Source organism: Halarcobacter anaerophilus, from assembly GCF_006459125.1.
Classification (GTDB): Bacteria; Campylobacterota; Campylobacteria; order Campylobacterales; family Arcobacteraceae; genus Halarcobacter; species Halarcobacter anaerophilus.
This window is the reverse complement of the sequence record NZ_CP041070.1, coordinates 63,805-85,357: the sequence shown is the minus strand read 5'-3', so window position 1 is coordinate 85,357 and position 21,553 is coordinate 63,805. Positions and strand designations below refer to the sequence as shown.

Here is a 21,553-nt window from a genome sequence, read left to right as displayed (position 1 = left end):
TCGCACCTTTTATAGTTTTAGACGCACTTTAAATTTATAAAATATAACATTATATCGTAAATGAAGCAATAATAGGATTATGATCTGATATGGTATTTGTATCTATGACTTTTGAATATTGTAAAGTTAAACCTCTAAAAAATATATAATCTATACTGTTTTTGAAAACTTTTTTTATATTTTCAATCTCTTTATATGTAACCTCTTGTAAAAAAAGCTCTTCACAAAAATTTTTTAAAAGAAGAACTCTTTTTCTATTCCAGGTATTAAAATCTCCTGCAACAATCAAAGAGTCCTTATAACTTTTTAACTCTTCTTTTAAACTCTCTAGTTCATATTTAAAATCTCGAAAAGATACAAAATTAAGAGCATGGATATTTACGACTAACACATCTTTATCATTTAAAGTATGTTTTGTAATCAAAATACTTTTGTGAGTAGCAACTTTTAACTCTTTTTTACTTGTAAGAAAATTTTGATTACTTTCGCAAGAGATGTTAAAAGCATTCATAACTCCGTAAATATGTTTTTTGGTCTGCATATTTGGAGATATAACAAAAGAGAAATCTTCTAAAATTGCACTGCTTTTTGAAATATCGCTTTTTACCTCCTGTAAAATAAGAAAATCTAGTTTTTCATCTTTTATCAATTTTTCAAAAAATTTTTTAAAAAGCTCTTTTTTTGTAAGTTTGGCAACATTCCAACATAAAATATTTAGAGTATTTTTACTCTTTATATTTTGATGTTTTAAAGAACTTACGGTTTTAATAGGCTTTAACATTATATTTGAGGAGAAACGATTCTCATGATATTTTCGAAAAGAACTCTTAGATGGGAAGCTCTTTTCATATTGCTTGTAGAGTTTTCTAAAAGCATATTCATCCAACTTTCAATATCCGCAATTATTTTAGGTGAATATACGAAAGTTGCAACTTCGTAATTTAAGAACAAACTTCTGTTATCTAAATTTACACTTCCCAACATTGCCCATTTATCATCAAAAAGTATTGCTTTTGCATGAAGCATAGAACCGTTATAAAGTTTTATATCTATTTTATTATCCGCAAGTTCACGCATAAAAGAGCTTCTTGCAATATCAGCAATTATATGATTAGAATTTTTAGGTGTTATTAGTTTAATATCCAACCCTTTATGTTTTGCTATAATCAAAGCTTTACTCAAAGACTCGTTTGGTACAAAATAGGGAGTAACAATCCAAATCCTCTTTTTTGCCAGATATACCTCATTTAATATTGTTTCATACAAAAAATCACTTTTTACATCAGGACCGCTTGGTATTACTCTTATCTTGGTATTTTCTTTTGTCTGCAAAGTTTTAGATTCAAATTGAAGTCTCTGTTTTGAAGCATAATACCAATCTGAGGCAAATACCGTAAAAAAATCTTCGACACAAGAACCTTTACATGAAAAGAGTATATCTTCCCATCTGTTGTCTGTATACTCTTTGCCAAAATATTCATTTGAAAGATTCATCCCCCCGCTTAAAACTTTTTGGTTATCGAAAATATAGATTTTTCTATGATTCCTTAAATTTATATAGTTTCTAAAAGGAATTTGAAAAATCGGCATAAAAAATTTAATCTCGACTCCGGCTTCTCTTAATCCTTCTAATCTGCTTTGAAACAAATAGGTATATAAAGAACCCAAAGAGTCTATTAGAATCTTTATGGAAACTTTCTGTTTTGCTTTTTGTTCTAAAAGCTCTATAATCTCTTGGGTAACCTCATCATATTTAAAAACATAAGTGCAGATATAAATAGATTTTTTTGCCTCTTTTAGAGATTTTACAAATTCATCATAAGCTTTAACATAATCAACAAAAACCTCTACTTCACCTTTTGTTTCATTTTTATAAACTCTATAATACTCTTTTTCTGCACTACTTAAGCTCTTAGTTAAATGAATATCTTCACTTTTATATTTATTTCTTCTTTTTCTAGTACCGAAGATAAAATATAAAATTACGGCTAAATAAGGAACTAAGATTATAAATAAAATCCAAGCTATCATTGTACTTGGTTCCCTTCTTTTATATATCATATGTATAAGAACAAGTATAATAGTAAACTCTCTTATTATAATTAATGAGTAATAAAAAATAACATGAGGGAACTCTAAATCCAAAATTATCCTTTTTGAAGTTATTAATATAGATTCTACTGTATTTACTATTTTATAAATTTAAGTTTATAAAAAAAATCTATAAAAAATATCAAATTTCACCTCTTTTTTACAAAAATTACACTCAATTTGCAGAAGTGTAAATAAGATAAAAAAACTCCTGTTTTTCTTGTATGAACTTTTTTTATAGACTAAAAGTACCGAGAATAAGGCTTTATATATAAATTTAGAAATTTTTTTCAAAAAAAATAGTTCTGTGGAACACTAAGTGCAATATTCATTTTCGTAAATATGAAAATTTAAAGGAGATACAATGTCAGATTTAAGACAAATAGCGTTTTACGGAAAAGGTGGGATTGGTAAATCAACTACTTCTCAAAATACATTAGCAGCAATGTGTCACTATTACGGTAAAAAAATTCTTATCGTTGGTTGTGACCCTAAAGCGGATTCAACAAGACTTATCTTACATGAAAAAGCTCAATCAACAATTATGCAGTTAGCTTCTGAAGCCGGTACAGTTGAAGATCTAGAGTTAGAAGATGTATGTAAACCGGGTGCAGCAGAATTTCACCCTGATGATGAAGAGATTACTGAGGGTTATATTATGTGTACTGAGTCTGGTGGTCCTGAGCCAGGTGTTGGATGCGCAGGTAGAGGGGTTATTACTGCAATTAACTTCTTAGAAGAAGAGGGTGCATATGATGATGAACTAGATTTCGTATCTTACGATGTTCTTGGAGACGTTGTTTGTGGTGGATTTGCAATGCCTATTAGAGAAGGTAAAGCTCAAGAGATTTATATCGTAATGTCTGGAGAAATGATGGCTATGTATGCAGCTAACAACATTTCAAAAGGTATTTTAAAATATGCAAATACCGGTGGAGTAAGACTTGCTGGTTTAGTATGTAACGCGAGAATGACAGATAGAGAGTATGATCTAGCTAAACACTTAGCGCAACAAATCGGTACTCAAATGATTCACTTCGTTCCAAGATCTAACCATGTTCAAAGAGCTGAGTTAAGAAGAATGACAGTTGTTGAATTCTCTCCAAATTCTGACCAAGCTATGGAATATAAAGAGTTAGCTAGAAAAATTATCGAAAACGATATGAAAGTTATTCCTGCTCCATTAGAAATGGATGACCTAGAAAACTTATTAATGGAATTCGGATTAGAAGAAGAAGTTGATGAAGAGAACTTAGGACAAAAAGAAGCATAAGCTTCTTTTTATCATAGAAGAATAAAAAAGATTTAAAATAAATAGAAATTAAGGAGAAGAAGATGTTTATATGTGGATACCACTTCCCGGCAGATATGGGGAACGATGTAAGTTTTGATAAAGTTATCGAAAAAGTTGAAGATGGATTAGATGCAGCAGGTAAAACTGTTACATTAACTTCTGAAACAAGAGAAGGTAAAAAATTAGAAGAGATTACAGTAGAAGAAGGTTCTTTTGCACACAAAGCATTAGTTGATTACTTTAATAGTACTGAAGTAAAAGAAAAAGATGGTTTCAAAATGCTTTACTACACAAACAAATACCAAATTTCTGAAATCTCTAAATCAGCAGATGGGGATTCAACTAAAGATCTATGTAAAAAACTAGATGATATGAATCTATATAGAGTTAAAGTAGCGTAAGCTTTTTGCTTACGAAGAAGGAGAAAATATGGGACCAGAAACATTAGAGAGTCTACAAAAAGAAGCTATTGAGGAAGTATTATCTGCTTATCCTGCAAAAGCTGCTAAAAACAGAGCAAAGCACTTAGGTGTTGATTCACCCGAAGGTGAAAAAGGTGCATGTGATAAAACACGTTCAAATAAACAAACAGTTCCCGGTGTAATGTCGCAAAGAGGTTGTGCTTATGCAGGTTCTAAAGGGGTTGTTTGGGGTCCAATCAAAGATATGATTCATATCTCTCATGGTCCTATAGGATGCGGTCAATACAGTAGAGCAGGTAGAAGAAACTACTACATTGGAACAACAGGTATAGATACATTTGTTACTATGAACTTTACTACTGACTTTAATGAAAAAGATATTGTATTCGGTGGAGATAAAAAACTTAAAAAAGCTCTTGAAGAGATAGATGAGTTATTCCCTTTAAACAATGGAGTATCTATTCAATCTGAATGTCCAATCGGTCTTATCGGGGATGATATTCAAGCAGTTGCAAAAGTGCATAAAAAAGAGACAGGTCATCAAACAGTTGCAGTTTCATGTGAAGGATTTAGAGGGGTTTCACAATCACTTGGTCACCACATTGCAAATGATATGATCAGAGATTACGTTATGCCTGATGCATCACATAGAAAAGATTTTGAATCAACTGATTATGATATATCGATTATAGGAGATTATAACATCGGGGGAGATGCTTGGGCAACAAGAATTCTTCTTGAAGAGATGGGGTTAAGAGTAATTTCACAATGGTCAGGGGATGCTACTTATAAAGAGATTGCAAACGGACCAAAAGCTAAATTGAACTTACTTCACTGTTATAGATCTATGAACTATATTTCAAGACATATGGAACAAGAATTTGGTATACCTTGGATGGAATATAATTTCTTTGGACCTTCTAAAACAACAGCATCTATTAGAAAAATTGCTTCATTTTTTGATGAATCAATTCAAGAAAAAGCCGAAGCTGTTATTGCTAAATATACAAAAATGACTGATGAGGTTATTGCTAAGTACAGACCAAAATTAGAGGGTAAAAAAGTTATGCTTTATGTTGGTGGGTTAAGACCTAGACACGTTATCGGAGCATATGAAGATTTAGGAATGGAAGTAATAGGAACAGGTTATGAGTTCGCTCACGGTGATGATTACAAAAGAACTAAAGATGATATTGAAAGATCTACTCTTATTTATGATGATGTAAATGAGTATGAATTAGAAGAATTTGTTAAAAAATTAAGACCTGATTTAGTTGCCGCTGGGGTAAAAGAGAAGTATGTATTCCAAAAAATGGGATTACCGTTTAGACAAATGCACTCTTGGGATTACAGTGGTCCATATCATGGTTATGATGCTTTTGCAATTTTTGCAAGAGATATGGATTTAGCTATAAATTCACCTGTATGGGGACATTCTAAAGCTCCATGGGATAAAGAAGCGTAAGGAGATTAGGATGCAAGACGTAGAAAAAATAGTAAATGGACAAAAACTATTTTTAAAACCTGAATATCAAGAGGTTTTAAAAAATAAGAAACAATTTGAAGGTGCTGCCGGTGCAGTAGCTCCTGAAAAAGTTGCAGAGATTGCTGAATGGACAAAATCTTGGGAATATAGAGAAAAAAATCTAGCTAGAGAAGCTATTACGGTAAACCCTGCAAAAGCTTGTCAGCCTTTAGGTGCCGTTATGGTTGGATTAGGTTTTGAAAACACTATGCCGTATGTTCATGGAAGCCATGGATGTGTTGCATATTTTAGAACATATTTTACTAGACACTTTAAAGAGCCGACTCCTTGTGTATCTGACTCAATGTCTGAATCTGCGGCTGTTTTCGGTGGATTGTCAAATATGAAAGATGGTTTAAGAAACTGTAACGCTTTATATAAACCTGATATGATTGCAGTATCAACTACTTGTATGGCGGAAGTTATCGGTGATGATTTAAATGCATTTATTATAAGTGCAAAAGAAGAAGCTGAAGGTGAATTAGATAATGTTCTTATCCCTCATGCTCACACTCCATCATTTGTAGGTTCTCATATTACAGGTTATGATAATATGATGAAATCAACTTTGGAACAATTAAATCCGACTAAAGCTGAAAAAGTAGTAGATGAAGAGAGAATTAATATTATCCCTGGATTTGAGCCTTATTTAGGTTCTCTAAGAGAGATCAAAAATATTGCTAAACTTTTCGGTGACAAAATCATTATGATCGGTGACCATGAAGAGCAATGGGATACAGGAGCAGGTAAATATAAACTATATGCAGGTGGTACTAAAATTGCAGATGCAAAAACAGCAATTAATGCAAAAACTACTATCTCATTACAAAAATATTCAACAGTTTCAACTGCAAAAACTATTAAAAACAAATGGAAACAAGATTATGCAACTTGTAATCCAATCGGTTTAACAGGTACAGATGAATTTGTTATGAAATTATCAGAATTAACAGGTAAAGAAGTTCCTGAAGAGTTAAAAGTTCAAAGAGCTAGATTAGTTGATGCAATGCAAGATTCTTATCCTTATATGCATGGTAAAAAATTTGCAATCTGGGGAGATCCTGATTTCTTATTAGGTCTTGTATCTTTCTTAGTTGAAATGGGTTCTATTCCAACTCATATTGTGTGTCATAATGCACCGAGAAAAGGTTGGGAAGATGATATGAAAGCTATTTTAGCTAAATCTAACAGCGCTGATGAATGTAACATCTGGCCAGGTAAAGATTTATGGGCATTAAGATCACTATTATTTACTGAACCTGTAGATTTTATGATCGGTAATGTTTACGGTAAAGAGCTTTACAGAGATACTAAAATACCTCTAATTAGAATTGGTTTCCCAATTTTTGATAGACACCATTTACATAGATACTCTATGAGTGGTTATGAAGGTGGAATCAATTTATTAACTTGGATTACTAATAGTGTTTTAGACCAATTAGATGAAGAGACTAAAGATATTGCACAAACAGATTACTTCTTCGATTCTGTAAGATAATCTTAAAAACTAGAGGAAAACCTCTAGTTTTTTTTAATAGTTCGCTATATACTAAGGTATATAATGTTAAAATATAAATTTTAAAAAAAAGTCTTTACAAATATACCGTTATATTCCTTAATATATAACTTAAAGAAGGATTAAAAAGTGGAGATATCGTCAAACTTGACACTAGAACTTTTTGAACAACCGTTTTTACTGGAAAAAAGAATTGATCTTCTTTTTGCGGTACAAAAATGTGGTTCAATAAACAAAGCTGCAAAAGAGGTTCCAATGAGCTATAAAAAAGCTTGGGAAGCTATAAATGCTATGAACAACTTATCTTCTACCCCTGTCGTTCAAACTGAAACAGGAGGGAAAGGAGGAGGAGGAACCTCTCTTACTGAATATGGAGAAAACCTTCTAAAAACATATGTTGTTCTAAAAAAAGAGCAAAAAAAATTTCTTAACAATTTAAAGAATATGACAGATATTGACACTGGGACTTTAAAAACAATTGGGAGATTAGCTATGCAAATAAGTGCTAGAAATCAAATTAGCGGCGTTGTTGAATATATAAATGAAGGGAAAGTAAATGCTGAAGTTTATATAAAACTAAAAAGTGGTTATACCCTTGTTTCAACAATTACAAAAGTCGCTGCACATAATTTAGATTTAAAGCTAGGAGATGAAGCTACAGCTATATTCAAATCAAGTACCGTGTTATTAACCACAGACTTTACACTAAATATCAGTGCTAGAAATAAGTTCCAAGGAACTATAGAACAGATTCATGTAGGTGAAGTTAATTCAGAAATTGTTATTGATATCGGAGGAAGTGACAAAATTGCTTCTGTTATAACATCAAGCTCAATTAAAAACCTTGAACTAAAAGAGGGTTCAAAAGTCAGCGCTGTAATAAAAGCAAGCGATATTATAGTCGGAAAATAAATCTAATTTAAGGAGAAAATATGATTAAAAAAATTACATTGGTTGCATTACTGCTAGTTAGTAGTGCTTTTGCGGACAAATTAAATATTGCAGTTGCTGCAAATGTTAGTTATGCTATAGGTGAGTTAAAAGCTGAATTCAACAAAATCTATCCGGATATTGAGGTTCATGAAACTCTTACAAGTAGCGGTAAATTAACAGCTCAAATTAAAAACGGTGCTCCATATGACCTATTTATGGCAGCAAATATGAAATACCCAAATGCTTTATATGATGAAGGACTAGCTGTAACTAGACCTTTAATTTATGCACAAGGTTCTTTAGCATATTTAAGTAATGAAAAACTTGATTACTCTAAAGGAATTAATTTAGTTAAAGGTGCAGATATTAAAAAAATTGCTATTGCAAACCCTAAAACTGCACCTTATGGAAAAGCCGCAGTTGAAGCTATGACAAACGGTGGTGTATATGATGTTGCAAAAAGCAAATTAGTTTTTGCAGAGTCTATTTCTCAAACCGTAACATATGCACTAACTGCAACGGATGTAGGTTTTATTGCTAAATCAACTCTATACAGCGATAAAATGAAAAAATATAAAAAAGGTATAAATTGGGAAGATGTAGATCCTAAACTTTATACTCCGATTAACCAAGGAATCGTACTTCTAAAAAGAGCAGAAGCAAATCCTAGTGCAGCAGCATTTTACAGTTTTATGTTAAGTAGTAAAGCAAAAAAAATACTTAACGACTATGGATATTTAGTACCATGAATAAAATAGTTGCTACTATTTCACAAATTCGCAATATTGAGAACCTCAATATTGTGGAATTTGAATTTGATGATACAAAACTTAAAATGATAAGTTTGGATTTAAATGAAGATACGAAAGTCGGACAAAAAGTAGTTTTAACTACTAAACCTACTCATATTGCTATTGCCAAAAATCTGCAAGGAGAGTTAAGTTATTCAAATCAAATACTTGCAACTATCGAGGAAATAGACCAAGGGGAACTTCTTTGTGTAGTTAACTCTAAAATTGACAATACAGATTTGCAAAGCATTATTACTACAGATTCTGCAAAACGAATGAACTTAAAAAACAATGATAAAGTTATTCTTTTAATTAAAGCAAGCGATATGTCTATATTGGAAGTGTTAAATGATTGAAATATTAAAAGCAATGGAGTTTGGTCCATTTTTACTCTCTTTTAAATTAGCGGGAATTACAACTTTGATTTTGTTTGTAATATCATTACCTCTTAGTTGGTACTTATCACAAACAAAATCAAAATACAAACCCTTATTAGAGGCCGTTACTGCTCTCCCTTTGGTTCTACCCCCCTCTGTATTAGGGTTTTATATTTTATGGGGATTGTCTCATAATTCTCCAATTGGAATATTTTTTGAAAATTTATTGGGATATAAATTGGTTTTTAACTTTAGTGGACTTGTAATAGCTAGTTGTTTGTACTCTCTTCCCTTTATGGTTCAGCCTCTACAAAGCGGTTTCGAAAGTGTAAATAAAAATATGTTAGAAGCCAGTTATATAAGTGGGAAAAGTGCCTTAAAAACAATGTTAAGAGTAGCCTTACCTAATATAAAACCCGCATTTATGACGGCAACAATTGTAACTTTTGCCCATACAGTAGGTGAATTCGGTGTTGTTTTAATGGTAGGTGGAAGTATCCCGGGAGAAACAAAAGTTGCATCTGTTGCAATATATGAATTTGTTGAGATTATGGATTATAAAGCAGCTCATGTATATAGTGCTATTATGGTAATTATAAGTTTCTTAGTCCTTTTAAGTGTATATGTTTTCAATCAAAGACAAAATAAAAAATTTAACGGGATACAGGGATGATTAGAATTGATATAAAAAAAGAACTGCACGGCTCAACAGGGAAAATGAATCTAGATGTAAATGTAGAGATAAAAAACGGTGATTTTGTCGCATTAGCAGGAGTAAGTGGAAGCGGGAAAACAACTCTTTTAAGAATTTTATCAGGGCTTGAAAATGCAGAAGGAACTCTAAAAATAGATAATGAGCTTTGGCTTGACAAAAACGTATTTTTACCTCCCCAAAAAAGGAAAATCGGATTTGTATTTCAAGATTATGCACTTTTTCCAAATATGAATGTTTTAGATAATCTTCTTTATGTAAAAAAAGACAAAGAACTTGCATATTATCTTTTGGGGATAACCGATTTGTCACAATTGGCAAAAAGATTCCCAAATAGCCTTAGCGGAGGACAAAAACAAAGAGTCAGCTTGTGCAGAGCTTTGATGAACAAACCGAAACTTCTTTTAATGGATGAACCTTTATCTGCTCTTGATCCCCATTTAAGGACAAAATTACAAAATGAAATTTTGCAATTGCATAAAGAGTTTAAAACAACAACTATAATGGTAAGCCACGATCCAAGTGAAATATATAGACTTAGTAACAGAGTTATTGTCTTAAACCAAGGTGAAATAATAAAAGACGGTCTTGCAAAAGATGTTTTATTGAAAACAAGCGGAAGTGCCAAGTTTTCTTTAGAAGGCGAACTTTTAGAAATAACAAAAGTTGATGTGATTTATGTCGCTATTGTAGCAATAGGACAACAAATAGTTGAAGTAATTATTAGTTCAGAAGAGGCTAGTACTCTAAAAATCGGTCAAAAAGTAAATGTTAGTACAAAAGCATTTGCACCTATGTTAAGACAAAATTAAAGGAGATAAAATGTTAAAGAAAATTCTTATCGGTTCACTGTTAAGTACCCTTTTTATAAGTGCAAATGCAGATAATCTAAAAGTTGCTGCCGGTGCCGGATATAAAAAAGTAGTTATGAAAGTAATTAAAGAGTATGAAAAAAGCGGCAAAAAGATTGACGGTTTTTTTGGAAATATGAGACAAGTAAGTGCCCAAGCAAAACAGACAGATATTGCTTTAATTATAGGAGATAAAAATTTCTTGCTTAAAAAAAGCGGTTTAAATATAAAAGAGTATACACCAATAGGAGAAGGAAAAGTCGTTATTGCTTATCCTAAAGGAGCAAAAGAGATAAAATCTTCAAATGATTTATTAAAAGACGAGATAAAAAAAATTGCAATGCCTCAACCTAAAAAAGCTATATACGGAATTGCAGGAAAAGAGTTTTTAATAAATGAAAAACTTTATGATAAAGTCAAAGAAAAACTTTATATTGTAGCAACAGTACCTCAATCTTTAACTTATGTAATAGCAGGTGAAGTTGATGCCAGTATTTTAAATCTTACAGCGGCACTTGAAAATAAAGAAAGAATAGGCGGTTACTTTGAGGTTAACCCGAATAGCTACTCAAAGATTGAAATAATTGCGGCAAAAACAAATGAATGCAATAAAGAGTGTAAAGAGTTCTTAGAGTTTTTAAAAACTCCAAAATCAAAAGAGATTTTTAAATCATACGGATTATAGAATATGGAAGCCATAGCTTTGGAGCAGATAAGCAATCCCCTATGGCTCAGCTTTAAAACAGTATTAGTTACACTAATCCTGTTTTTATTATTAGGTGTTCCACTTGCCTATCTTCTTTCAAAAAAAGACCTCCCTTTAAGATGGTTTTTAGACACTATTGTAACTCTTCCCCTTGTATTTCCTCCCATTGCCGTAGGATTTTTTTTATTGTTACTTCTGGGAAAAGAGAGTTTTATAGGTCAACTTCTTATAAAAGCCAATATCGAGATAATTTTCAGCTTTTCAGGTATTGTAATAGCTGCTTTTGTTGCAGGACTGCCCCTTATGGTTAAACCTCTGCAGGCGAGTATTGAACAGTTCCCTGAAGAGATAAAAGAGGCTTCATATTTAAGCGGAAAATCAAAAATTTATACTTTTTTATTTATTGTTTTGCCGACAATTAAAAATGCTCTGATAGTTGCACTTCTTATTGCCGTAGCAAGATCGTTGGGAGAAGTAGGAATCACACTTATGTTAGGGGGAAATATAATAGGAAAAACAGATACAATATCTTTGGCAATTTTTAATGCCGTATTTGACGGGGAGTATGATTTAGCCATGATTCTAAGTGGAATATTAGTTTTAATATCGCTACTGTTTTTTATAGCTTTGAATATCTTTGAAAAAAGAAAACAACTTATATAAAAGGATAAAAGATGAAAACTACTGCAAGAAATGAATTAAAGGGAATTGTAAATGAGATAATTGAAGGCATAGTTATGGCAGAGGTAAGAGTTGAAGTCTCTCCTTCAATTTTTATCAGTGCAACAATTACTAAAGAGGGTTTTAAAAATATGGGTATCTCTTTAGGAGATGAAGTATATGTTTTAATCAAAGCCTCTTCTATGATTTTAAGTAAAAGAAGAATGAGGGCAACGGCAAGAAATATTCTAAAAGGAAAAATAGAAAAAATAATCAAAGGTGCAGTAAATAGTGAAGTAAAACTATCTATCGGAGAAAATCTACTTTGTGCGGTGGTTACAAATGAAGCTATTGAAGAACTTCAATTAAAAGAACAAGAAGATATTTATGCTGTTTTTAAAGCATCAAGCGTTATATTAGTGGCATAAAATAAAAAATGAGAGTATTATGTTTAATTTATCAACTTCAGAAATAGAAAAATATATTCAAGAAGATATTCCTTACTTTGATTTAACCACAAGTTTACAAAATTGTCAGGATAAAAAAGCACAACTTGAAGTATATACAAGAGAGGATATTATCGTATCTTGTACGGAAGAGTCTGCAAAAATAGCAGAACTTTTAGGATGTAAAGTCGATTTTTTTGTAAAGAGTAAACAAAAAGTTTCAAAAGGTGAAATTCTTCTAAAATATAGAGGTTCATACGAAGATATTCATAAAGCTTGGAGACTAAGTCAAGTACTGCTGGAGTATAGTTGTAAAATCTCTACGCAAGCTTATAAAATGAAAAAGCAGATAGAAGAAGTAAACAAAAATTGTGAACTACTAACAACAAGAAAAACATTTCCATTTTCAAAAAGATTTTGTATAAAAGCAGCAATTTGCGGAGGAGCAATGCCTCATAGACTTGGACTTTCCGAATCAATTCTCTTTTTTGACGGACATAGACTTATATATAAAGACAATAATGAATTTTATAAAGTTATAAAAGAGCTTAAAACAAAAATCACGGAGAAAAAAATCTCCGTAGAGAGTGAAGATTTCGAAGACGCTATAGCTTTGATGCAAAACGGTGCAGATATGATTCAACTTGACAAAATTGATTTTGAAACTCTTAAAAAAATCGTAAGCTACAAAAATGAAAATTATCCGTATGTAAAAATTTTAGCTGCGGGAGGTATAAATCTTTCAAATGTGAAAGATTATGCCTCTTGTGAAATTGACGGGGTAGTTACAAGCTCTGTATATGTATCGGGAATGGCAAACTTAAGTAGTAATATCAAGATTATTGAATAGGGAATATTAATTGCAATAACTTCATAAAAACAGGAGTTAGCAATGGAAATAGAAAACATAATCTTCCCTATCGTTTTAATAACATATATCAGTGCTGTTATAATTTATGCAAACTACAAGCATAAAAAGAGCCCCGATAAGTAACGGAACACTTTTTGCATATACATTAGAACCTTTTGTAAATTAGATTTAAAAGAGTAAGGATTCAATGCCCCTTACTCTTTTATTTTTACAAAATAAAAAGAAGGAACTAATTTTTATGCAAGTAGCCACAAAAGATGCAACATATAATTTTGCTAAAAAATTTTCTAATTATAAAGATTTCTATACATTACATAATAATTTAATATTTTCTAAATTGGGATTAGGAACTTTCAATAAAGAACCTTATAAAGAAGAGAACTATGTTTTTCACTATATAGAAGGGGTGAAAGAGGCTGTAAAAAGCGGAATTAACCTGATTGACACCGCGAGCAATTACAGATACGGTCAAAGTGAAAAAGAGATAGGCATAGCCTTAAAAGAGTTAATGGATGAAAAAAGTATAAAAAGAGAAGAACTAATAATCTGTTCAAAAGGCGGTTTTATTCAGCTTGATTATCCTTTTCCCGAAAATCCTTATGAGTGGATAAATGAAAATATTATTAAAACAAAACTTGCAAATAAAGATGATATAGAGCTGGACCAACACTGTTTAACAGCCGATTTTATTGAATGGTCTTTTGAAAAATCTTTAAAAAATTTGGGTGTAGAAGCGATAGATATCTACTTCTTACACAATCCCGAGATGCAACTTCTTAAACTAGGATATAACAAGTTTTTAAAAAGAATCGAATCTATATTTAAAAGATTTGAAAAAATGGCAGATAAAGGTCTTATAAAATATTACGGCGTTGCAACCTGGAACGGTTTTACAAACGATAAGCGTTCAAAAGAGCTTATGAATTTGGAAGATTTAGTAAATATTGCAAAAAAAGTCGGTGGAGAAGAGCATAGATTCAAATATATTCAAACACCTTTTAATATCGGGAAAACATCAATTTATACTATGCCTACACAAAGCGTAAATAATGAAGAGTGTACCCTATTACAAGCTGCTTACAGATTAGGCATAGGGGTGATTTCAAGTTCATCTTTATTGCAAATGAATCTCTTTAAAAAATCATTTAAACCCGAAACGGGATATCTTCTTGATTCAAAAATGGTATTAAAAAATGATATTCAATTAGCTCTACAATTTGTACGTTCTACTCCGGGATTAGTAAGTTCACTTTTTGCATCTAAAGTTCCTGTTCATATAAAAGAAAATTTGGAAATAACAAAAATAAAAGCAACACCTAGATCAAACTACGACTTAATGTATAGAGTATAGCAGGATTTTCTATGATATATGATGTAATAGTTGTAGGAGGAGGTATCGCCGGATTAATGGCTGCAATTGAAGCAAAAACAGATACAAACAAAGTAGCCCTTATAACAAAAGGAAATATTTTCAAGTCAAATTCGGCAATGGCAAGCGGAGGGATAAATGCGGTTTTAGATCCCGAAGACAAAGAAGCTATTGAATCCCATATAAAAGATACTTACAACTCTTCAAAAGGTTTGGCAGATATAAAAAGTATTACATATATGTGTAAAAAAGCCTCTACAATTATCTCAAAACTGGTTAGTTACGGAGTTACTTTTCAAAGAGATGAAAAAGGTAATATCGCACAAAGACCCTTCGGAGGAGCAGGTAGAAATAGAACTTGCTATGTAGGAGATAAAACCGGAAGTGCAATAATACAAACACTTATAAAAAAAGCAAAAGAATCGGGTATTAAATTTTTGGTTAATACCTATGTTTTAAATCTTGCAACCCACGAAAACAGAGTTTGCGGTGTTGTTTCATTAAGAAGATTGGATTCAACTGTTTTAGTTTATCCTGCAAAAGCCGTCGTATTAGCAGCAGGAGGTTATGCGGGAATATACAGAGGAAATTCGACAAATGCACAAGACTATACGGGAGATTTATTAGCGGTTGCATTAAGAGCAGGATTAAGTTTAAGAGATATGGAATTTGTTCAATTTCATCCAACGGGTATAGCAAAAACAAATTACCTTGTAACTGAGGCAGCCAGAGGAGAAGGTGGTTACCTTATAAATAGTGATAACCAACGATTCGTAAATGAACTTGATACCAGAGACAAAATTGCAAAAGCAATTTTAAATGAACAAAAAAAAGGACATAAAGTCTATATTGATTTAAGACACCTAAGTTTAGAAAAGATTCAAAAAAAACTTCCCTCTTTATATACGGTTGCTTTTAATCAAGTAGGTATTGATATAAGTAAAGAGTTATTAGAGATAAAACCCGTTGCACACTACACAATGGGCGGAGTAGCCTGTAATATGACACAAACAAAAATAAAAGGTCTGTTTGTATGTGGAGAGATGGCAGCAAATGCAATACACGGAGCAAACAGACTTGGAGGAAACTCTTTACTCGAGGGTGCAGTTTTCGGTGAACTTGCAGGACAAAAAGCTTTAGAATTCTCAAAAAAACATGATTTTGCTACTATTGATTATAATCTTGTAATAAAAGATATTTTAACCATTGATAAAATCTTTGCAGGAGAAACATCAAAAAACTTTAATGCAATTAGAGTCTCTTTGGGAAATACTATGTTTAACAATGTAGGGATTATAAGAAGCAAAGAGAGTTTAGTCAAAGCTTTTGATTATATCAAATATCTAAGGAATCAATCTTACTCTCTTCACTGCATAAACAAAGAGAGAAGAAATAATGTTGAATTAATCTCTATTTTGGAACTTAGAAATGCTTTGGAAGTATCAGAAGCCGTTATCTTAGCTGCAAAAAAAAGAAAAGAGAGCAGAGGAGCTCATCACAGAAGTGATTATGAGAGAACAAGAAAAAAATATCAAAAACATATCTTAATAAGAGAGGTAAAAAAAGGTTTTTTCAAATTGGAATTTGAGGAGAAAGGTGCATTAAATAGGTTTAGAGATCTAATAATCAATAAACATTAATACGAATTTATTTTAAAAAAAGGAGACAATATGGCAAAAGTAATGCTTAGAGAGGATAGCGGTGTAATATATTTCTATGTTGCAAAGAAAGATATGGAAGAGACAATAGAGTCTTTGGAGTTTGATAAAGATGATAACTGGGGTGGAGAAGTTGAACTATCAAACGGTGAGACATGGTGGATAAAACCGGGACCTAAAAATCTGCCAAAAGAAGAAGTTTGCAAAAAAGTAGCTGATTAATAACTTATTTGGGTATTTAATAGACAAAAACCTCTACTAGATACCCTAATTTTTATACTATAATATACAAAATATACAGTCTAATATTTACACTACAAAAGGAGTTTAGTAATGGCATTAATGGATAAATCCGCATGTGAGTTCTGTCTTACAACAAGAGAATTAACTACTCTTTACGATATTGCCTTAATGATGGCAAATAATTATGACTTAAAAACCTCATTAGAAAAATCAATGAAAATTTTAAAGAATTCACTGCATTTAACAAACTGTACAATTCATCTACTTGAAGATGATATTTTGACTGTATTTGCCTCTGCTGAACTTTCATCAATACAAAAAAAACTATCTAATTATAAACTAGGTGAGGGTGTTACGGGAATGGCAGCCCAAGAAAAAGAGCCTGTCGTAGTAGAAAATATCCATAGTGATTCTCTATTTTTAAATAAATCAGGGAAAAAAGATTTTAATAATTTATCATATGTAGCCGTGCCTTTATTAGTTGAAGATGAAACTATCGGTGTTTTAGGTGCAGCTTTAACAAAAAGTACGGAAATAGGGTTTGATGATTGCATAAGAATATTAACGATTATTGCTTCAATATTTGCTCAATCTATCTACTCGTACCAACTAAATATAAGAGAAAAAGAGAGATTAACCGAACTTCAACTCTATTATAAAATGGAGTGGGATTCAAAAGTACACAACTTTGGAGATATTATAGGCGACAGCCCTAAAATGCACCAAGTATTTCAGATTATTCAAAGAATTGCTCAATCAGATGTTACGGTTTTAGTAAGAGGAGAAACAGGAACAGGAAAAGAGCTTGTTGCAGCGGCTATTCATAAAAGAAGTAAAAGAAAAGATGAACCTTTTATTAAATTAAATTGTGCCGCAATTACGGATACCCTTCTTGAAAGTGAACTTTTCGGACATGAAAAAGGTGCTTTTACAGATGCAAAAGAGACCAGAAAAGGTAGATTTGAATTAGCTGACGGAGGGACTCTTTTTCTTGATGAGATAGGAGATATTTCAGCTTCTGCCCAAGTAAAACTTTTAAGAGTTTTACAAGAAAGAGAGTTTGAAAGAGTAGGAGGCAGCAAAACAATAAAAGTAAATGTAAGACTTGTTGCCGCAACAAATAGAAATCTTGAAGAGATGGTAAAAGAGGGTAAATTCAGAGAAGATTTATACTATAGATTAAACGTAATTCCTATTGATCTTCCTCCTTTAAGAGAAAGAGGGGAAGATATTAAACAGTTGGTTAATTTTTTCCTTGAGAGGGCAATAAAAAATCATAAAAAAGCAGTAAAAATAACAGATGAAGCAATGGAAATTTTAGCAAATTACCCATGGCCCGGAAATGTTAGAGAATTAGAAAATACAATAGAAAGAATAGTTCTAATGGGAAATGAAGAGGGAATAAACAAATTTGATATGCTACTTCTTCTTCCTGCACTTAATGACGATAACTTGAAAAAAGAGTATAAAACAATTCCTATGGAAAACAAAACTTTGGACGAAATAGAGAAAGAAGCGATTGAAACCGCACTTGAAAATAACAATTTCAATCAATCACACGCAGCAAAAGAGTTAGGAATAACACTTAGACAAATAGGTTACAAAATAAAAAAATATGGAATAAAAAATGATTTATAAAAATGAAAATTTTGATATTACCGATGAAATAATAGATATTGGATATATGGCAGAAGATGTTGATGTTGAAGATATAGAAAAAAAAGAGTTTACTATAAAAAAAGCAAGCCCTTCAAGAACTATTCAGATATTTCTATCTTATCCCGATTTTGAAAACTTTAAAGAAGAGATACTTTTTTTCGATGAATTTATGAATGAAGCAAAAGTTGAAATTTTTACCTATATTTTCTTCAATGAACCCATAAAATTACCCAAATTCAAAAAAATAATTCCTGTTTTTGATGTAAATAATGAGTTTGGAGATATGTACGGAACAAAAATTGTAAGTGGTTCTATGAAAAATAAATTAACAAAAGCTCTATTTATTATTGGTAAAGATGGAGCTATCTATCATATTGATATACCTGAAAATTTGGAAACACCTCTTGATATGGAAAGAGTTAGAGTAGAACTTAACAAGGTATATCAATCCTACACAGGAGTTGGTTGTCATGGATGATATAGTAAAAAAAATAGAAGAGGGAGAATTGATTCCCTTTTTAGGAATGGGTGTTTTTGAAGGAACTACTGCAAGTGACGGTACACAGTTACCATATGACAGTGATTCTATGATTTTGGCACTAAACAACGGAAGAGCAATGAGTCCAAGACTTATGTATGAGTACAGCCGAGCTGCTATGAGTTTAGAACAAAGAAAAGGTAGAGAGTTTGTCGTTCAAATGACAAATCATATTTTTAGTTCAAAAGAGTATGAACTTCCAAAAGCATACAAATGGTTAAAAGATTTAAAACCTAAATATATAATTGATACTACAGTAGATGATTCTCTACAAAAAATATATAGTGACTGTGATCACTTTTTAATAACAGGTATTTCAAGAATAACTGCAGATTACGACAGATTTATCATTTATAAATATGAAGTTTCAAAAGGTGAATATGAAAAAATAGAAAAAGAGGATTTGACTTTGGATTTACCGATTCTTTTTAAACCTATGGGTTCAACAAAACCTGATATGAACTTTATCATTTCCGATGCCGATTTTGTGGACTGGCTAACTGAAGCAATGGGAGGTTATGCAATTCCCCCTATATTAAAAGAGTATAGAAAAGACAAAGAGTATCTTTTTATGGGTGTAGATTTTTCAAAAGATACTTTTAGAATGGTAGCAAATGAGATAACCATAGGACTTAAAAGTGGAATCACACTTTTAAACAAAGAAGAATTAACAAAAAAAGAGGATAAATTTATTAAAACTCATTCACTTAAAAATATAAAAATGAGCATTAATGAATTTATAGATAATCATGGCAAATAAAGTAAGTACCTGTGACTTCTGCGGTAAAGAGATAAAAGAAGTAAAGAAGATATTTAGTAGTGAAACTGCCCATATCTGTGATGAATGTATTACTATGTGCGCTACGGTTTTAGAAAAAGAGGCTCTTCAAACTTCAAAAAAAGAGTTTCAAAAAGGGCTTAATGTCCCTATTAAAATAAAAGAGCATTTAGATGAGTATGTAATTGGTCAAGATGATGCAAAAAAAGTTCTTTCCGTTGCTTTATATAATCATTATAAAAGAATAGATAAACCTATAGTAAAAAATGTTGAAATTGAAAAATCAAATATTATGCTTGTAGGACCTACCGGTTCAGGGAAAACACTCTTAGCAAAATCTTTGGCAAAAATCATGGATGTCCCTTTTGCGGTTGCAGATGCAACGGCTTTAACGGAAGCCGGGTATGTGGGAGAAGATGTTGAGTCAATACTTTCAAGACTTCTTGCTGCTGCCGATTTTGATTTGGAAAAAGCAAAAAGAGGAATCGTTTATATTGATGAGATTGATAAAATAGCCAATAAAAGCGAAAGTGCAACAAGCGGTAGAGATGTAAGCGGAGAGGGAGTGCAACAAGGTCTTCTAAAAATTTTGGAAGGTGCGGATGTTTATGTTCCCGTAAAAGGGAGTAGAAAAAATTCAACTGCTGAAACTGTTCTATTTGATACGACCCATGTTTTATTTATCTGCGGCGGTGCTTTTGTAGGATTAAGAAAAGACAAAGATAAGAAAAAATCTGCCGTAATGGGATTTGTAAACGGAAAAGAAGAAGAGATTGAGAAAAAAGAGATAGAAGCGAAAGAGCTGATATCTTTCGGTCTTATTCCCGAGTTTATCGGTCGTATTCCCGTAATTGCTGAACTTGATAAACTCTCAAAAGAGGATCTTATAAGAGTACTAAAAGAGCCTAAAAACGCTATTACAAAACAGTATGAAATACTTTTTGAACTTGACGGAGTTGATTTAGAATTTAGTGATGATGCTTTGGAAGAGATTGCCGAAATTGCAGTAGAAAAAGATGTAGGAGCTAGAGGTTTAAGAGGAATAATCGAAAGAATAATGTTGCCTCTGCAATATACAATACCTTCAGAAAACAATCTTGCTTCTTGCATAATTACAAAAGCCTATATAAGAAAAGAAGAAGAGATTGAGCTTGTATATAAAGACCCTAATGAGAAAAAAAGTTCTGATAAAAAAGAGATAAGCTATAGTGATATTAAAAAATAATATTAGCATCTGCAAAGCAGGGAAGAAAGATATTGATTCTTTAATCCCTCTACTTAAACAGCTTTTTTCTATTGAAAAAGATTTCACTTTTGATAAAAAAAAGCATAAAAAAGGTTTAAAACTACTTCTAAAACAAGAAGAATCTCTTGTTGTAATTGCAAAATTTGAGGGAGAAGTTGTTGCCATGGTTACCATGCAAACAATAATCTCCACTGCAATCGGAGCCAAAACAGGTTTGATTGAGGATTTTATAGTATCTGATGACTACCGGGATATGGGAATAGGAACGTACCTTTTTGAATATCTAAAAAAATATGCCCTAAAACACAATATAAAAAGAATGCAGCTTGTATGCGATAATGACAATACCTCAGCAAAAGAGTTTTATTTAAAAAAATCCTTTAAAAAGAGTAATTTATCTGCTTGGTATAACCATCTAAATTAAAGATGGAATAGATTTTGCATCTTCTTTTCATATTTTAAAGCGAAGGATGAAAAATGGCAGTTAGAATTACTGAAGAGTGTATTAGTTGTGAAGCATGTGCTCCAGAATGCCCGGTAGCAGCAATTTTGGAAGAAGGAAATGAAAAAAATCCAAATGAAGACTATTTTTATGTAAAACCTGAATCATGTGTTGAGTGTGTTGATCATGCAGATGCTCCAAGATGTGCGGAAGCATGTCCTACAGAAGGTGCAATTGTTTGGGATATGCCTTATACTGCTGAATTCAACGACTACTATGAACAAAGAAATGAAGAAGGTATTTATAAAATTAGAGTACACAAGAAAAAAGGTTTAATGCTACCAAGCGTTAAAGAACAAAAATTTATTGCAGATATTCCAATGGCTGATAGAGAAGAAGCTGCAAACGTTCAAGAGTTTTAATAA

At 31.7% G+C, this 21,553-nt stretch carries 24 protein-coding genes; 22 read left to right on the top strand and 2 right to left on the bottom strand.

Annotated features, from left to right (window positions below):
- Positions 1 to 49: 49 nt before the first annotated feature.
- A complete protein-coding gene (locus AANAER_RS00420) occupies positions 50 to 781 on the bottom strand; it encodes an endonuclease/exonuclease/phosphatase family protein (RefSeq protein WP_129081314.1) in 732 nt (243 codons plus the stop codon).
- Positions 781 to 2,145, bottom strand: a complete 1,365-nt coding sequence (locus tag AANAER_RS00415; protein ID WP_129081313.1) for a phospholipase D-like domain-containing protein — start codon at positions 2,143 to 2,145, stop codon at positions 781 to 783. The genes AANAER_RS00420 and AANAER_RS00415 overlap by 1 nt, the downstream gene beginning before the upstream one ends.
- Before the next feature lie 310 nt (positions 2,146 to 2,455).
- On the opposite strand from AANAER_RS00415, the gene nifH reads away from it, so the two are divergent.
- The 22 genes from nifH to AANAER_RS00305 all read left to right on the top strand — a co-directional run bounded on the left by nifH (position 2,456) and on the right by AANAER_RS00305 (position 21,550).
- Entirely contained in the window at positions 2,456 to 3,364 is a 909-nt protein-coding gene (gene nifH, locus AANAER_RS00410) for a nitrogenase iron protein (RefSeq protein ID WP_129081312.1), read from the top strand.
- A 62-nt stretch (positions 3,365 to 3,426) separates the two neighbouring features.
- On the top strand, positions 3,427 to 3,786 hold the full coding sequence (locus AANAER_RS00405; protein WP_129081311.1) for a hypothetical protein: 360 nt from the start codon (positions 3,427 to 3,429) through the stop codon (positions 3,784 to 3,786).
- A 28-nt stretch (positions 3,787 to 3,814) separates the two neighbouring features.
- Entirely contained in the window at positions 3,815 to 5,272 is a 1,458-nt protein-coding gene (nifD, locus tag AANAER_RS00400; protein WP_044419165.1) for a nitrogenase molybdenum-iron protein alpha chain, read from the top strand.
- Positions 5,273 to 5,282: 10 nt separating this feature from the next.
- A complete protein-coding gene (gene nifK / locus AANAER_RS00395; RefSeq protein ID WP_129081310.1) occupies positions 5,283 to 6,830 on the top strand; it encodes a nitrogenase molybdenum-iron protein subunit beta in 1,548 nt (515 codons plus the stop codon).
- Between the two features lie 147 nt (positions 6,831 to 6,977).
- Positions 6,978 to 7,760 carry a TOBE domain-containing protein gene (locus tag AANAER_RS00390; RefSeq protein WP_129081309.1) on the top strand — a complete coding sequence of 261 codons (783 nt, stop codon included), beginning with the start codon at positions 6,978 to 6,980 and terminating at the stop codon, positions 7,758 to 7,760.
- A 23-nt stretch (positions 7,761 to 7,783) separates the two neighbouring features.
- On the top strand, positions 7,784 to 8,530 hold the full coding sequence (gene modA / locus AANAER_RS00385) for a molybdate ABC transporter substrate-binding protein (RefSeq protein WP_129081540.1): 747 nt from the start codon (positions 7,784 to 7,786) through the stop codon (positions 8,528 to 8,530).
- Positions 8,527 to 8,928: a TOBE domain-containing protein gene (locus AANAER_RS00380; RefSeq protein WP_129081308.1), complete on the top strand. Its 402-nt coding sequence runs from the start codon at positions 8,527 to 8,529 to the stop codon at positions 8,926 to 8,928. The genes modA (AANAER_RS00385) and AANAER_RS00380 overlap by 4 nt, the downstream gene beginning before the upstream one ends.
- Entirely contained in the window at positions 8,921 to 9,622 is a 702-nt protein-coding gene (gene modB, locus AANAER_RS00375; RefSeq protein WP_129081307.1) for a molybdate ABC transporter permease subunit, read from the top strand. Before AANAER_RS00380 ends, modB (AANAER_RS00375) begins: the two co-directional genes overlap by 8 nt.
- Positions 9,619 to 10,473, top strand: coding sequence for an ABC transporter ATP-binding protein (locus AANAER_RS00370; RefSeq protein ID WP_129081306.1), 855 nt, complete (start codon positions 9,619 to 9,621; stop codon positions 10,471 to 10,473). The genes modB (AANAER_RS00375) and AANAER_RS00370 overlap by 4 nt, the downstream gene beginning before the upstream one ends.
- A gap of 10 nt (positions 10,474 to 10,483) precedes the next feature.
- Positions 10,484 to 11,197 carry a molybdate ABC transporter substrate-binding protein gene (gene modA / locus AANAER_RS00365; protein WP_129081305.1) on the top strand — a complete coding sequence of 238 codons (714 nt, stop codon included), beginning with the start codon at positions 10,484 to 10,486 and terminating at the stop codon, positions 11,195 to 11,197.
- A 3-nt stretch (positions 11,198 to 11,200) separates the two neighbouring features.
- On the top strand, positions 11,201 to 11,881 hold the full coding sequence (gene modB, locus AANAER_RS00360; RefSeq protein ID WP_129081304.1) for a molybdate ABC transporter permease subunit: 681 nt from the start codon (positions 11,201 to 11,203) through the stop codon (positions 11,879 to 11,881).
- 11 nt (positions 11,882 to 11,892) lie between these two features.
- Positions 11,893 to 12,306, top strand: a complete 414-nt coding sequence (locus AANAER_RS00355) for a TOBE domain-containing protein (protein WP_129081303.1) — start codon at positions 11,893 to 11,895, stop codon at positions 12,304 to 12,306.
- A 19-nt stretch (positions 12,307 to 12,325) separates the two neighbouring features.
- On the top strand, positions 12,326 to 13,174 hold the full coding sequence (gene modD, locus AANAER_RS00350; RefSeq protein WP_129081302.1) for a ModD protein: 849 nt from the start codon (positions 12,326 to 12,328) through the stop codon (positions 13,172 to 13,174).
- Between the two features lie 259 nt (positions 13,175 to 13,433).
- On the top strand, positions 13,434 to 14,546 hold the full coding sequence (locus AANAER_RS00345; protein WP_129081301.1) for an aldo/keto reductase: 1,113 nt from the start codon (positions 13,434 to 13,436) through the stop codon (positions 14,544 to 14,546).
- Positions 14,547 to 14,557: 11 nt separating this feature from the next.
- Positions 14,558 to 16,204, top strand: coding sequence for an L-aspartate oxidase (locus AANAER_RS00340; protein ID WP_129081300.1), 1,647 nt, complete (start codon positions 14,558 to 14,560; stop codon positions 16,202 to 16,204).
- Between the two features lie 30 nt (positions 16,205 to 16,234).
- Positions 16,235 to 16,444: a putative nitrogen fixation protein NifT gene (gene nifT / locus AANAER_RS00335; protein ID WP_044419184.1), complete on the top strand. Its 210-nt coding sequence runs from the start codon at positions 16,235 to 16,237 to the stop codon at positions 16,442 to 16,444.
- Positions 16,445 to 16,555: 111 nt separating this feature from the next.
- A complete protein-coding gene (locus AANAER_RS00330) occupies positions 16,556 to 18,103 on the top strand; it encodes a sigma-54-dependent Fis family transcriptional regulator (RefSeq protein WP_052502769.1) in 1,548 nt (515 codons plus the stop codon).
- A complete protein-coding gene (locus AANAER_RS00325; protein WP_129081299.1) occupies positions 18,093 to 18,602 on the top strand; it encodes a thioredoxin domain-containing protein in 510 nt (169 codons plus the stop codon). Before AANAER_RS00330 ends, AANAER_RS00325 begins: the two co-directional genes overlap by 11 nt.
- Entirely contained in the window at positions 18,595 to 19,422 is an 828-nt protein-coding gene (locus AANAER_RS00320; protein WP_044419187.1) for an SIR2 family protein, read from the top strand. Before AANAER_RS00325 ends, AANAER_RS00320 begins: the two co-directional genes overlap by 8 nt.
- Positions 19,412 to 20,665 (top strand): ATP-dependent Clp protease ATP-binding subunit ClpX, encoded by a 1,254-nt coding sequence (clpX, locus tag AANAER_RS00315; RefSeq protein ID WP_129081298.1) that lies wholly within the window; start codon positions 19,412 to 19,414, stop codon positions 20,663 to 20,665. The genes AANAER_RS00320 and clpX overlap by 11 nt, the downstream gene beginning before the upstream one ends.
- Positions 20,649 to 21,110, top strand: a complete 462-nt coding sequence (locus AANAER_RS00310) for a GNAT family N-acetyltransferase (RefSeq protein ID WP_164969323.1) — start codon at positions 20,649 to 20,651, stop codon at positions 21,108 to 21,110. The genes clpX and AANAER_RS00310 overlap by 17 nt, the downstream gene beginning before the upstream one ends.
- A gap of 53 nt (positions 21,111 to 21,163) precedes the next feature.
- Positions 21,164 to 21,550: a 4Fe-4S dicluster domain-containing protein gene (locus AANAER_RS00305; RefSeq protein ID WP_129081296.1), complete on the top strand. Its 387-nt coding sequence runs from the start codon at positions 21,164 to 21,166 to the stop codon at positions 21,548 to 21,550.
- Positions 21,551 to 21,553: the final 3 nt, after the last annotated feature.

Coding starts and splice junctions, on each gene's coding strand:
- clpX (WP_129081298.1), top strand. CDS start 19,412: ATGGCAAATAAAGTAAGTACCTGTGACTTCTGCGGTAAAGAGATAAAA.
- AANAER_RS00320 (WP_044419187.1), top strand. CDS start 18,595: ATGGATGATATAGTAAAAAAAATAGAAGAGGGAGAATTGATTCCCTTT.
- modD (WP_129081302.1), top strand. CDS start 12,326: ATGTTTAATTTATCAACTTCAGAAATAGAAAAATATATTCAAGAAGAT.
- AANAER_RS00355 (WP_129081303.1), top strand. CDS start 11,893: ATGAAAACTACTGCAAGAAATGAATTAAAGGGAATTGTAAATGAGATA.
- AANAER_RS00380 (WP_129081308.1), top strand. CDS start 8,527: ATGAATAAAATAGTTGCTACTATTTCACAAATTCGCAATATTGAGAAC.
- AANAER_RS00345 (WP_129081301.1), top strand. CDS start 13,434: ATGCAAGTAGCCACAAAAGATGCAACATATAATTTTGCTAAAAAATTT.
- modB (WP_129081307.1), top strand. CDS start 8,921: ATGATTGAAATATTAAAAGCAATGGAGTTTGGTCCATTTTTACTCTCT.
- AANAER_RS00305 (WP_129081296.1), top strand. CDS start 21,164: ATGGCAGTTAGAATTACTGAAGAGTGTATTAGTTGTGAAGCATGTGCT.
- nifK (WP_129081310.1), top strand. CDS start 5,283: ATGCAAGACGTAGAAAAAATAGTAAATGGACAAAAACTATTTTTAAAA.
- AANAER_RS00405 (WP_129081311.1), top strand. CDS start 3,427: ATGTTTATATGTGGATACCACTTCCCGGCAGATATGGGGAACGATGTA.
- AANAER_RS00340 (WP_129081300.1), top strand. CDS start 14,558: ATGATATATGATGTAATAGTTGTAGGAGGAGGTATCGCCGGATTAATG.
- AANAER_RS00370 (WP_129081306.1), top strand. CDS start 9,619: ATGATTAGAATTGATATAAAAAAAGAACTGCACGGCTCAACAGGGAAA.
- modA (WP_129081305.1), top strand. CDS start 10,484: ATGTTAAAGAAAATTCTTATCGGTTCACTGTTAAGTACCCTTTTTATA.
- AANAER_RS00330 (WP_052502769.1), top strand. CDS start 16,556: ATGGCATTAATGGATAAATCCGCATGTGAGTTCTGTCTTACAACAAGA.
- nifT (WP_044419184.1), top strand. CDS start 16,235: ATGGCAAAAGTAATGCTTAGAGAGGATAGCGGTGTAATATATTTCTAT.
- modB (WP_129081304.1), top strand. CDS start 11,201: ATGGAAGCCATAGCTTTGGAGCAGATAAGCAATCCCCTATGGCTCAGC.
- AANAER_RS00420 (WP_129081314.1), bottom strand. CDS start 781: ATGTTAAAGCCTATTAAAACCGTAAGTTCTTTAAAACATCAAAATATA.
- nifD (WP_044419165.1), top strand. CDS start 3,815: ATGGGACCAGAAACATTAGAGAGTCTACAAAAAGAAGCTATTGAGGAA.
- AANAER_RS00325 (WP_129081299.1), top strand. CDS start 18,093: ATGATTTATAAAAATGAAAATTTTGATATTACCGATGAAATAATAGAT.
- nifH (WP_129081312.1), top strand. CDS start 2,456: ATGTCAGATTTAAGACAAATAGCGTTTTACGGAAAAGGTGGGATTGGT.